General features: G+C 48.0%; 10 protein-coding genes and 1 tRNA gene. 4 read left to right on the top strand and 7 right to left on the bottom strand.

From position 1 onward, the window contains the following. Window positions 1–149 precede the first annotated feature (149 nt). On the bottom strand, window positions 150–647 hold the full coding sequence (locus Q7C33_RS16845; protein WP_030138650.1) for a hypothetical protein: 498 nt from the start codon (window positions 645–647) through the stop codon (window positions 150–152). Window positions 648–1,374: 727 nt separating this feature from the next. On the opposite strand from Q7C33_RS16845, the gene Q7C33_RS16840 reads away from it, so the two are divergent. Continuing rightward, complete coding sequence (locus Q7C33_RS16840; protein ID WP_407683812.1) at window positions 1,375–1,734, top strand: DUF6124 family protein; 360 nt, start codon at window positions 1,375–1,377, stop codon at window positions 1,732–1,734. Window positions 1,735–1,825: 91 nt separating this feature from the next. Here Q7C33_RS16840 and Q7C33_RS16835 read toward each other — a convergent pair whose 3' ends face one another. The 6 genes from Q7C33_RS16835 to Q7C33_RS16810 form a co-directional block, all read right to left on the bottom strand. Beyond that, window positions 1,826–3,583: an ATP-dependent nuclease gene (locus tag Q7C33_RS16835; RefSeq protein ID WP_407683811.1), complete on the bottom strand. Its 1,758-nt coding sequence runs from the start codon at window positions 3,581–3,583 to the stop codon at window positions 1,826–1,828. Between the two features lie 131 nt (window positions 3,584–3,714). Then, window positions 3,715–5,271, bottom strand: coding sequence for a hypothetical protein (locus Q7C33_RS16830; protein WP_407683810.1), 1,557 nt, complete (start codon window positions 5,269–5,271; stop codon window positions 3,715–3,717). Between the two features lie 154 nt (window positions 5,272–5,425). Beyond that, complete coding sequence (locus Q7C33_RS16825; RefSeq protein ID WP_407683809.1) at window positions 5,426–5,911, bottom strand: hypothetical protein; 486 nt, start codon at window positions 5,909–5,911, stop codon at window positions 5,426–5,428. 48 nt (window positions 5,912–5,959) lie between these two features. After that, window positions 5,960–7,966 carry an ATP-binding protein gene (locus Q7C33_RS16820; protein ID WP_407683808.1) on the bottom strand — a complete coding sequence of 669 codons (2,007 nt, stop codon included), beginning with the start codon at window positions 7,964–7,966 and terminating at the stop codon, window positions 5,960–5,962. Between the two features lie 538 nt (window positions 7,967–8,504). Beyond that, entirely contained in the window at window positions 8,505–8,834 is a 330-nt protein-coding gene (locus Q7C33_RS16815) for a hypothetical protein (RefSeq protein ID WP_407683807.1), read from the bottom strand. A 348-nt stretch (window positions 8,835–9,182) separates the two neighbouring features. Then, window positions 9,183–9,267 (bottom strand) — tRNA-Leu (locus tag Q7C33_RS16810). A 108-nt stretch (window positions 9,268–9,375) separates the two neighbouring features. Here Q7C33_RS16810 and queA point away from each other — a divergent pair. Genes queA through yajC form a run of 3 tightly spaced genes read left to right on the top strand, consistent with a single transcriptional unit; the run spans window position 9,376 to window position 11,934 of the window. Further along, window positions 9,376–10,425 (top strand): tRNA preQ1(34) S-adenosylmethionine ribosyltransferase-isomerase QueA, encoded by a 1,050-nt coding sequence (gene queA / locus Q7C33_RS16805; protein WP_025211994.1) that lies wholly within the window; start codon window positions 9,376–9,378, stop codon window positions 10,423–10,425. Between the two features lie 14 nt (window positions 10,426–10,439). Continuing rightward, complete coding sequence (gene tgt / locus Q7C33_RS16800; RefSeq protein WP_161951757.1) at window positions 10,440–11,555, top strand: tRNA guanosine(34) transglycosylase Tgt; 1,116 nt, start codon at window positions 10,440–10,442, stop codon at window positions 11,553–11,555. 43 nt (window positions 11,556–11,598) lie between these two features. Further along, window positions 11,599–11,934, top strand: coding sequence for a preprotein translocase subunit YajC (gene yajC, locus Q7C33_RS16795; RefSeq protein ID WP_007956696.1), 336 nt, complete (start codon window positions 11,599–11,601; stop codon window positions 11,932–11,934). The last annotated feature ends 15 nt before the right edge of the window (window positions 11,935–11,949 follow it).

The following is an 11,949-nucleotide window of genomic DNA, read 5'->3' as shown; positions in this document are numbered from 1 at the left end:
AGCGGGGGATTATCGGGGTGCGGGACGGAAGGGGACTTTGCTGGAGCGGATGGGGGCTTTGCGGGAGGGGATGGATGGGGAAGATTTTTCTTGGAGGTAAGGATGCGCGCAGCGATCAAGCTAAGGGAGTCGTTGCGCGCGACGTTTCATTAGTCCAATACAACAATGCCATTTTGGGGAACGTTCACGAACGGCAACGCATTGCATCGCTGATGATGGGCTTCAAGGGCCAATGCCTCGTACCAATGTAGATAGCCATTCAGCATATGTTTGGGGATATTTGAATTGCGCAGCGGAAAGAACGCGACGGACAATTGGTCTTCCTTTTGTTCATGCCAGCGCCAGCCGGCGGAATGGCCACGAGCCCGGGCTCCCCAAAGCCCTGCGGACCAGGCAAATTGGCCCATGCGAAACTTGAAACTGCTCGTTTGCCCAATGTATTGGACGGTTGGATTGTCAGGAGAGGCCTTCCCGGTCGCTCTCCAGGCAATGCAGTAGACGCCCTTCGCAGCAACCATCTGTGCGAGAACGGGGTCCACGCCGGTGGATTTCTTGCCGACCCCGGGCCAGAAGCAATTGCTGATTTCTGCCCAGGGGTACCAGCCTGCGCCATGCGCCTCAAGATCAAACAGTTCGGGAACTTTCATGGTGATTCGTCCTTGATCGCTCAGATTGAAGTGATGGCAGGATACCGAGGCTGATGTCTTAGTGCCATTACCCGGCTGAGGTATTGATTTTGGCGGCGGTTGCTGGTCAGACAGGCACGGAGAGTTCGCTGCACGAAACGGAGTCAATTAACATGACGGCCTCATTCAATACGCTCGGTGGGTGACGTTCAGGCGCAGTTATTGGCGGTGGTGCACAGTGCGAAATCGGCACAGAAGAGCGAGAACGCCTAGCTCCTCTGATCGCCACGCTGCTACCAAGTAAACACCGAACCCCGTGGCGAGGGAGCTTGCTCCCGCTGGGCTGCGCAGCAGCCCCTCTTCATCCATCGGCCAACCGCTCACGCCAGCCAAATGAAGCCCTGTCAGTAAAGCCCGACAGACACCGCCACGAAGCCTCGCCAGCCCACGTCGCCTTGCGCCTTTGCCTACAACTACGCCAGAATCCGCCGGCTTGTGCGCCTTGGGCTGCGTCGGTAGTTTGGGACCTGTCACTGCTCATCAGTGATCGGGTTTAGCAGCTCGCCGAGTTAAGTCGCACAACGCGTCATCAGTCAGGAATCCCCATCCCTGCACTTAATGGTGGCTGTGCGCAGGGCGCCCTCGGGCGCGCCGATTTCTTAACTCGTCGGTCTGCTAACCTGCGTACAGCTGCCTCCCAATTCGTTTAGCAGCGAACGGGTCGTGGCCTCAATAGAGAGTTAAGACCATGGTCAAAATTACACCGAATCCTCCCGTTACCGACGAACACGTCTCCCGTGCTCAGTCTGCCCGCAACAAGAAAATCGACGACGCTGCCACGCGGGCGTTGGATTACTACCTGAAGCCCAAGCCTAAGGACGAAAAGTCAGACAAGACCGATTCCATTTTCCGGATTGATCCGAATGTGGACTCTGAGTGTTTGCTTGCGAATCTGAGTGAGAACCTGGCTTCGGCGAATGCGATCATCAGTGATCTTGCGTTCGATCTGGATGGCTCGCGAAGGCGGGTGGCATTGGGGATTTTGCAGGTGATTGAGGTGAGCGAGCTGTTGGCGAATCGGGCTTTGGATATTGTTGAGGTGAGGTAGGGGCAAATCATTTGCTCAGGCAATATGAAAAAGGGTCTTGCATAACGAGACCCTTTTATTGATTGTAAATAAATCTACTTATTTGCTTCGATTATTGGTTTGTTCGATAGCATTCCAAGGAGTTAATTAGTCCGCGAAGGTCTTGTGGTATCTCATCGTTATCAAATTCATCAATGATTCGGATTTCGGTGAGAGTTACAGAATATAAGTCACTAACTTTGGCTCGAAGAATTTTCAAGACATCCTTTCCGCAAACCATTTCCATTCGGCTCTCTAAAATTTTCCATTTTTCGTCGAATGAGCGAAGACTCTCAACGTTCAAGGTCGAAACGTCTCTTCCGCTTTTACGATGAAAGTCAGTATATTTGCCGGCGTACTGACCTTGTAACTCAAATTTTTGATTGTCTGTAATTGATTCAAGAAGGGGTAAGATCGTAACTTTTTCAGAGGTTTCTCCTGTACGTTTGCTTCGCTCGATGATTAATCTATTGAGGCATCGATCTAAGACTGACGGTACCAGAAGATAATTTTCCATCTCTTTTCTACGATGAATGTGAGCAAATGCAAGCTCTGATTTAAGTTTTAGCTCGACATTTTCTATCTCTTCATCACACCAAAAATCTCTGTCATAGATAGCCGCAATTTCAATATTAGCTCCTAATGTAGATCTTAATCCCCACGCTAGTGCTTGTACTTTAGGCCAAGAACTGTAGCCTTCGGAGGCTAACTGAGTTAAATCATTTCCTGACGCAAGTTCGGAGAAACCCATCCTGCTGGCAAATCTCCGTAGAACCTTATAATCGAAGGCCCCCTCACAGAATAGTACTTTTTTATTGCGGGCCAATTGAGTGAGTGTTATGTTCTGCAGTGATCCTAATGCATTCATTGCTTCCTGTACGCCCTCAACGTCTTTAATTCGCCTGGCTGATTTTTTTGTTTTGTCTACGATTAATATTTCTGACGGGTCTGCCTCACCCATGATCTCCGTCGAGTGAGTCGCGATTATAAAATCATTTGAATGATCTCTCAAAAGAGACAGGAGTTGACGCTGTAAATCTGGATGTAAATAGACTTCCGGCTCATCGATTACAGTAAGGTTGTATTCTTTTGAACGGGATATATGAGTTAATAGTTGACACCAGATTTGGAAGCCAAAGCCCGCCCAAAATATTTCTCGATCCATGCGTGATTCTTTACAGTACATAGCATATTGATGTGATGTGGAATCAAACTCTGGTTTTCCAATGGACATGCCTGGCCATGTTTTCTCAAGCATATCTTTGAACTGCTCAAATCCTTCGGGATTTTGATACCAGAAGTTTCTGAAGTGTCGGCATGCTCTCGGAGTTCCAAGCGAACGGCGTACTGTTTCCTCTGTCACATGTGGTTCTTCATGCTCAAATGGACCAAGAACCGGTACGACTTGCACCTTAAATGTGAATGCGTTTCTAAATGCTTGGGCAGTTCTAATGGTCGGACCATTAGTCTCCCAAGACATGATGCAACCGCCATCTGACGGGAAATGCAAAAATATTTGATTGGAGTTAGAAAATCTGAAAGTTATGTAGGTGTTAGTGTGGATGTAGTCAGTGTGGACATTTTCTAATGATACTGGAAGACCATTGACGGGGATTCTGTGCCCCAATTTCCTCATTTCGTCGACTATTACAAAATCTGGCTTTTTACTTCCGGCAGTTCTTAGGGCTGCCTCTAAAATTCGGAAAGAACTAATTATCGTAGATTTTCCGGCATTGTTTGGTCCTACCAAAATATTGCAAGAGTCCAGTTTGACCGAAAATGAGTGAAGAGCCTTAAATTGACTAAATTTAATTGAGGTTATTGCAACCAATTTAACACCTTCCTTGTTCTTCGATTTATGGTCGTTAGTTACTCTAAGATTCCCATCGCCAGTTATGACGGCATAACTTTACTTGTCCACTGCTCCATATTTGATCTACCTCTCTCATGACTTATACAGCTTTAGCCATAGGTGTCTTTTCCTGACTTTAGGGCGCTATCGATTTTCTCCCATGTCTCTTTTCTTTGCTTTATAGCTTCGATGGCAATACGTTCCGCAGATTTGAGGAAAATTTTCGCCTGTTCAACGGCTATCTCACTCATCTTCAATTTACCCGCGATCTTTATAGGCTTGCATTGCTTGATCTGATTTGCTTCCTTTATTGTTTTTAACTCATTCACCAGATAATCCCAGAATGTTTGGGTCGTATACTGTAATTCTACTTCTGTGATGATTTTTTGATATTTATAAAAGGCAGGGATGTCTACAGAGTTTCTCAAGTCAACCCATTCGACGAGTTTCGCATTGTTTCCTTTATGCGCTTCTTTTAGAACGTCAAGCGCGCGCATAATTGGTAGGTCATCTGATATGGCAAGTTCACATACCGGAAGTAGATCCAAGATTAGATGAACGGCAGTGTCCTCCAGTTCGCCGTCCACCAAACCGCCATGTGCCACTAAGTTTCTCAAGACTGGAAACTTGAAGGAGTAATATTCAAAGGGGAAAAAACTTCGCATGCGTTCATCTATATGCTGAAGCTTGTCGTTTAATGATGAAATGTCCAGTTGACTTTCTGAAATGCCGATGCTCCTACATATATCGGCAAAAATTCCTTCAATTTGCAGCGGTGCCATACTGACAAATGAAATATAATCTTTCATCTCGAAGTGTCTAAGCATGGTCGATATAACTTGCTTGCGATTGAATAGGATATGGGAGCTGTTAACTAGCGATTCAATTTTGTCGCGAACGCTGGGTGTTTCATTAGGAATGCCTTGGATATAGGCGATCGCTTTTTTTTTGAATGCTTCAGGAGATTTTTTGCATTCATTTATTAAGTTTCGGTATGTTGTTATTGGTAGATCCATAAACTTATTAGAGTACTGGTCCAAGGCACGAACGTCATATGGATCAGCGGGGACCCAATGGAGCCGTCGACCAAATGGATATGGACTATCTCCAAAAATAGTCGTCTTCGAAAAAGGATTGATTGGACGCTGGATGGATGCTTTCGTTATGGCATGTGATTTTATTTTGTATGCCATGAACTCGACGATTTGATCCTTGGCAACAAGATTCTTTTTCTCGAAATATTCAAGTTGGTTTTTGTAGTACCTTTCATCAGCAGTCAGTCGACCATTATTTTTTTTCTTCTCTTCAAGTGATTTTGATTCGTTTTGAATGTAAGCAAGGTTTTTCGCTAGGGCGGCTAAATCTTCATGCACACGGAGCGCTAATTCAAAAAACCTGGTTTTTGGCTCTGTCTCTAAATATAGATACTCCCTCTCCACGAATGTCCAAAAATCTTCAGTGTTTTTTGGGATTTTTTCAAGAGGTGAGCACGCGTTATAAGCTAGTTGGAGTTCTTCGTCACTAGCTTCGGTGTTCAGTTCTAACAGTTCACGTATGAAGATTTTTGCGAGACTTCGTTTTCCTAATTTAAAAACATCATGATTGTCCATGACTTTTTTACTGATATCAAAAATTTCGCCAATGGTGGTGGAAGTGCTATATGCCATTCAGACTCCTTGTTAGAAAAAAACAGCTTGTTTCGGCGCTTCTGTTAAGTGGCATGGATGCATTTCTATCCATTTGTCTTACGTCATTACTGACCCGTACCATGTCGCTTTTCGGTTGCCATCCGAATAAAATGTAACTAGGTCTTATCAAGATTTATTGATCTTTAGGGGGGGGCATCAAGGCTAAAACTTGCATTCTGAGTGCTGTTGAGAAGATTGCGAATTGCTCTTTTGGTGAAAGGTCAAGAAGTGTTCTTTTATGTCCTATAGATACTTTTTCTATAGTGTTTTTAAAAGTTAGATGTATGAGGTTTTTCTGTTCTGGAGAAAAGCTTTTGTAAAATTCTTTCATGCTAGGCTTGTCGATTTTTGTATCTAGTCGATGGGCAAATTTATTTCGTATTCTTCCCAGATGCATAAGCGCAGGGGCGTATTCTTTAGGGAAGCCGACCGCCACAGCCAAATTAACTCTTTGTGAAAAGTCGAGTTGCATTTTTTTTATGTATGAAAAATCAAGAATAAATTCTTCAATAAATGAATCAAGTGCAGACTCAACATAAATGTGTGATCGAATAGCTTCATCTTCCGCTAGTATTGAAGAGATAAATGATTCTTCACGTGGTGGGGAGGGGGAAGTCATTAATGAACTCCATTCTGTATGTGGGTTTATGCGTTAGTCGTTGTTGTTTCAGGTTATTCCTAGTTTGTGAAAAAATATCTGGTTTCGCATGGTTGCGTCCTTTAGTATTTTGTCCCAGCTTAATACTTCGATGTAAAGATTTAAGTTTTCATGCCATTTAAAGTAGCCCAGTCTGTCGGGCATAGGTTTGAAATCTTTTTCTTCTTCGAGCCAAGATTTTATTTTTGGAGTTAGGTCGCATACTACATACCCGTAGAAGGGTGTGTTATCAGAAATCAATATTTCTCTTCCTGCTGGCGTTTTAAAATCGCCGGATTTTAGCTTTCTAACATAGCGTATAATTTGTTGTATAGGATCTTCTTCAGATGAGGGGTTAACAAAGTCTTCTCGCTGAGGTTTTTTGAATTCAAATATTGTGACAGGATTACTCGTTGTGTTCTCTCCACGGAATACAACTCTCCTGTCATAGGCAATTAGGTCCGGTCTGTCCGAGTTTCCTTTGAGTGGTAGGTCTGAAGATAAATACTCTGTGAAATTCAGTCTTTCATCAATCATCCATAAATTGTGCTCGTTAAAGAAGTTTTCTGTAGTGTCCTTTCTTCTTGGGAAAATAATATCGTGTACAACACCCTCTGAAGAGTATTTCCCTTCAGTATTGGTCTCAAGATTCTTTTTGAATAAATTTATGATGTTGCGACGTAGTGCAACGTAGTGGACTAGGTCGTTTTTACTGGTTTCTGATATTTTTCTGATAATGCTCGCGGTATTTTCTTCTAGTTCGGTTAGTTCTGAGGTTGCAAGTAGTCTCTTCATTTCTCCGTTTATAAGCACCTCTTGCTTATATTTTAGCTGCTGTAAGGTGTCCTCGATCTGTTCATCTTCAGCGTTATAGGGAAGGTCTCTGAGATCAGCATACTTAAGAATTTCTGTATGCCAAGGCGCGCTATATTTAATATAGTCCTCTACGCGCTGTTGTTTTTTGAGAATACGAGCGTCCACTTCCGTGTTAACCGCTTTTCTAGCGAATTCGGAGGCGACTGATTCGATATCATATTGAGAGATACCTAACAAGGCGTCATCTTCTTTCGAGAACTCAAAGCCTCCTCGCTCAAGTGATACATGGTTGTCTAAATAATCACTGAAGACATAGATTTTTATAATGAAGTTTCTTTCTTTTGAATCCTGCCCTATTCCGTTTTTTTCATAAAACTCTTCTATGAATTCAGGGATGTATTTGTGTAGTGATGTGCTAGTTACTTCTCGTCGATGGGCCACCAAGCTTATCTTGCTGGTTGCAGAGCGAGGAGAGTAAAACTTAAAAACTTGTGCCCTGAATTTTTCCTCTTGCAGGTTGCTTTTTTTCTCAAAAAAACCACTTGCCGATGTTATTTCTTCGATTAAGTGAGCCCCCTGCTTTTCAATGAAATCATTTAGGGCGATTCGCTCTGACTCATCCTCTTCGCGGAGTAATATCAAAGGGAAATTCTGATTGTTTTGATAAAAGTAGGGCAGCAACTTTTCTACAAGAACTCTAGCTAAGGTGAGTAGTTTCCTGTCTGGAAACTTCACGTTTTTTATGGAAGACAGTTTTATCTTTGAGCCGGTAACGGTTTCTTTGGTAGAGGAAATCCTCTCATCTATAATTATCTCGTTTTCTTTTCCCATTCTAAAGTGTCGTGTTGCATATGAATTTTCAGTTTTATAAGTGCTTTCAATAAGGACGTCGTCGAAATATTTCAGGCAGGTGAATCTTCCGAATCCTTTGCCACCCTCACTTATTTTATGGGCTGAATAAAGAGTGTCGAATGAATCTCGGTTTTCATCATTGAATCCTATTCCGTTGTCAGTAATTAAGAAGCCTGTTATTTCTGGGGACGTTGAGTCGTCTAATGAAAGCTGGTGTTCTCTTATAGGGATGATTTCGATCAGCCCATGTTCTGTTTTAAGACATTCAATAGCTTGTATGGCATTTACGACTGTTTCAATGATGGGCGTGTAAACGCTGGTTCCAGACCTGATATTTTCTATAGCCCTGCGTATATTTACATTGCTCATGTGGGGCCTGCTTTAATCTTGGTTGTGAGCTTAATGCTTGTAAGCTATGAAGAAATTTTACACACGTTCACAGCAATTTAATTTAGGTGTGTCTGTGACTAACGGATTATTTGCAAGACCTCGGATGACAGTGTTGCTTCCGTCATTAGCGTCATAGTAAAAAGTTAGTATGCTTACATTCGAGTGCAGGGGCAGGGGGGAGTGCGTGGCGTTATATATAAAAATTACTGGTTTGATCACTTCTCTCATCCTTTGAGGGGACCACTTTGTGTAGTGAGGGCCGAAAACCCTTTCGTTCACATAGCTCAACGCTAAGGCTGGCTCGGTGCCATCAAATTACGCTGCTTGAAGTGAGGCGTCTAGTGGGGACGCGCTGTGCCTACACCTAGTAGATTGTCTTACAGGAGAGTTGTATCGATAATCGTTACAGGTTTTGTCTATAAGTTCTTTTTTTTCAATTGCTTGTGATGCGTTTATGCGTGAAAAAGGGGGACAGTGGAAAAGGAGTCATTTGTATGGACACCCCTTTGTATCCAGCTCACACAACATCGCGCAAATACCCCTTGAGCACGATAGCCGGAGCATGAAGCCTCTCCATCGTTTGCGCATCGCTAAAATCTGCAGCCAACCTCTCCAGCTCCCGCCCCAGCACCGTATCCACTCCACCAACCGCCCCCAACGCCAAATCCAAGCACCGACCAATCTCCCCCTGAATCCCAGCCAAATCCCCCCGCCGCACCAACAACCCAAAAACCTCCCGATCCCAACCCCCCATCAACGGCTCATCCCGCAAAATCGGGCTGTGGCCTTCCGTCTCATAAGCCAGCTTGAGGGAGTAAAGGGCGACCGTTTCCAGCAGCAATTCCATGGGGTGAAATCCTTTGTGACTGGGTGAGGAGGGTTGGGTTGAGGGTTCATGGCTTGGCGAGTGCTAGTCGGAGTATCGGTGTGGGGAGTGACTGTTTTGTGAGCGCTTTGCGCTCAAGCGGGAGCAAGCTCACTCGCCACGGGGTTTTCCCCTACTACTGGTTCTTCCTTATCGCAGGTTCTTCCTCGTGACTGGGCTGGTATTGGGGGGCTGCTTTGCAGCCCAGCGGGGATAAATCCCCTCGCCACAAAAGAGATCGCCGTCAGGTGAGATCTGCGTTGCTCGCGGCCAAACCACTTTCCTACAGGCGAAAAAAAAGACCTTGAATTTCAAGGTCTTTCTTTAAGATGGTGCCCCGAGGGAGACTCGAACTCCCACTCCTTTCGAAAACGGATTTTGAATCCGCCGCGTCTACCAATTCCGCCATCAGGGCTCAATGGCGGCGAAGTATAGAGAGGTGCCTACCGTTGGTCAATCACGTTTCATGGTGAATTTTTAATATTTCCGCTAGACTTTCCGGCCCTGCTAGACGAACCCCATCATGCGTGTTGCTGACTTTACCTTCGAACTCCCGGATTCGCTGATCGCTCGCCACCCGCTGGCCGAGCGGCGCGCCAGTCGACTGTTGACCCTGGACGGGGTCAGCGGTGCCATGGCTCACCGTCAATTCACTGATTTGCTCGAGCATTTGCGCCCGGGCGATTTGATGGTGTTCAACAATACCCGGGTGATTCCGGCGCGGTTGTTTGGCCAGAAGGCCTCCGGCGGCAAGCTGGAGATTCTGGTGGAGCGGGTGCTGGACAGTCATCGGGTGCTGGCCCATGTGCGGTCGAGCAAGTCGCCCAAGCCCGGTTCGTCGATCCTGATCGACGGCGGCGGTGAGGCGGTGATGGTGGCGCGGCATGATGCGTTGTTCGAGCTGGAGTTCGCTGAAGAGGTGTTGCCGCTGCTCGACCGTGTCGGGCACATGCCGTTGCCTCCTTATATAGACCGTCCGGACGAAGGTTCGGACCGCGAGCGTTATCAGACCGTCTACGCCGAGCGCCTGGGGGCGGTGGCGGCGCCGACGGCGGGGCTGCATTTTGATCAGCCGTTGCTGGAGGCGATTGCGGCCAAGGGCGTGGAGACGGCGTTCGTGACGCTGCACGTCGGCGCCGGGACGTTCCAGCCGGTGCGCGTCGAGCGGATCGAAGACCACCACATGCACAACGAATGGCTCGAAGTGAGCCAGGAAGTCGTCGATGCCGTGGCGGCCTGCCGCGCCCGCGGTGGGCGGGTGGTGGCGGTGGGGACCACCAGCGTGCGCTCCCTGGAAAGCGCGGCCCGCGATGGCGTGCTCAAGCCGTTCAGTGGCGACACCGACATCTTTATCTACCCGGGCCGGCCGTTTCATGTGGTCGATGCCCTGGTCACCAACTTTCATTTGCCCGAGTCCACGCTGTTGATGCTGGTTTCGGCGTTCGCCGGTTATCCCGAAGCCATGGCCGCCTACAAGGCCGCCGTCGAGCATGGGTACCGCTTTTTCAGCTACGGTGATGCGATGTTCATCACCCGTAACCCCGCGCCACGCGGGCCCGAGGAAACCGTATGAGTCGCACCTGCCGCATGTCCTTCGAGTTGCTTGCCACCGATGGCAAGGCTCGTCGCGGACGCCTGACCTTCCCCCGCGGAACCGTGGAAACCCCTGCGTTCATGCCGGTGGGCACCTACGGCACGGTCAAGGGCATGTTGCCGCGTGACATCGAGGCGATTGGCGCGGAGATCATCCTCGGCAACACCTTCCACCTGTGGCTGCGCCCGGGCATGGAGGTGATCAAGGCCCACGGCGACCTGCACGATTTCATGCAGTGGAAAGGTCCGATCCTGACCGACTCCGGCGGCTTCCAGGTGTTCAGCCTCGGTGCGATGCGCAAGATCAAGGAGGAGGGCGTGACCTTCGCTTCTCCAGTGGACGGTTCCAAGGTGTTCATGGGGCCGGAAGAGTCGATGCAGGTGCAGCGCGACCTGGGCTCGGACATCGTGATGATCTTCGACGAGTGCACGCCGTACCCGGCCGATGAAGACGTGGCGCGGGTATCCATGGAGCTGTCGTTGCGCTGGGCCCAGCGTTCGAAGAATGCCCATGGCGAAAACACGGCGGCGCTGTTCGGCATTGTCCAGGGCGGCATGCACCGCGACCTGCGCATGCGCTCGCTGGAAGGCCTGGACAAGATTGGTTTTGACGGCCTGGCGATTGGCGGCCTGTCGGTAGGCGAACCGAAGCACGAGATGATCAAGGTGCTCGATTACCTGCCGGGCGAAATGCCCGCTGACAAACCTCGTTACCTTATGGGCGTTGGCAAACCGGAAGATCTGGTTGAGGGTGTGCGCCGCGGGGTGGACATGTTCGATTGCGTGATGCCAACCCGTAATGCCCGCAATGGGCATCTGTTCATCGACACCGGTGTGCTGAAGATCCGTAACGCGTTTCATCGCCATGATGATTCGCCGCTCGATCCGACGTGCGATTGCTACACCTGCCAGAACTTCTCCCGTGCTTATCTGCATCATTTGGACAAGTGCGGCGAAATGCTCGGCAGCATGCTCAATACCATCCACAATTTGCGCCATTATCAGGTGCTTATGGCTGGTTTGCGCGAGGCTATCCAACAGGGTACATTGGCCGCCTTTGTCGAGGCCTTCTATGCCAAGCGCGGGTTGCCTGTTCCGCCTTTGGACTGAGTTTTCCGATCCCTAGATTCAATACTTGCAACTGGAGTGCTAAATGAGCTTTTTTATCTCTAACGCCATGGCCGATGCCGCTGCACCTGCAGCTGCGCCAATGGGTGGCGGTTTCGAGTGGATTTTCCTGGTCGGCTTCCTGGTCATCTTCTACCTGATGATCTGGCGTCCACAGGCCAAGCGCGCCAAAGAGCAGAAGAACCTGCTCAGCAGCTTGCAGAAAGGTGATGAAGTGGTCACCACCGGCGGCATCGCTGGCAAGATCACTAAAGTGGCTGATGACTTCGTGGTACTGGAAGTGTCCGACACTGTTGAAATGAAGTTCCAGAAGGGCGCCATCGCGGCCACGCTGCCAAAAGGCACGCTGAAAGCGATCTAAGTAACAACTTCTCTT

The sequence above is a fragment of the Pseudomonas sp. BP11-1-1 genome (assembly GCF_052112105.1).
Lineage (GTDB): Bacteria > Pseudomonadota > Gammaproteobacteria > Pseudomonadales > Pseudomonadaceae > Aquipseudomonas > Aquipseudomonas alvandae.
Note: the sequence above shows the minus strand (reverse complement) of the source record. Positions and strands in the feature narration are given on the sequence as shown.

Coding starts and splice junctions, on each gene's coding strand:
- Q7C33_RS16845 (WP_030138650.1), bottom strand. CDS start 647: ATGAAAGTTCCCGAACTGTTTGATCTTGAGGCGCATGGCGCAGGCTGG.
- Q7C33_RS16840 (WP_407683812.1), top strand. CDS start 1,375: ATGGTCAAAATTACACCGAATCCTCCCGTTACCGACGAACACGTCTCC.
- Q7C33_RS16825 (WP_407683809.1), bottom strand. CDS start 5,911: ATGACTTCCCCCTCCCCACCACGTGAAGAATCATTTATCTCTTCAATA.
- Q7C33_RS16815 (WP_407683807.1), bottom strand. CDS start 8,834: ATGGAATTGCTGCTGGAAACGGTCGCCCTTTACTCCCTCAAGCTGGCT.
- Q7C33_RS16830 (WP_407683810.1), bottom strand. CDS start 5,271: ATGGCATATAGCACTTCCACCACCATTGGCGAAATTTTTGATATCAGT.
- yajC (WP_007956696.1), top strand. CDS start 11,599: ATGAGCTTTTTTATCTCTAACGCCATGGCCGATGCCGCTGCACCTGCA.
- queA (WP_025211994.1), top strand. CDS start 9,376: ATGCGTGTTGCTGACTTTACCTTCGAACTCCCGGATTCGCTGATCGCT.
- tgt (WP_161951757.1), top strand. CDS start 10,440: ATGTCCTTCGAGTTGCTTGCCACCGATGGCAAGGCTCGTCGCGGACGC.
- Q7C33_RS16820 (WP_407683808.1), bottom strand. CDS start 7,966: ATGAGCAATGTAAATATACGCAGGGCTATAGAAAATATCAGGTCTGGA.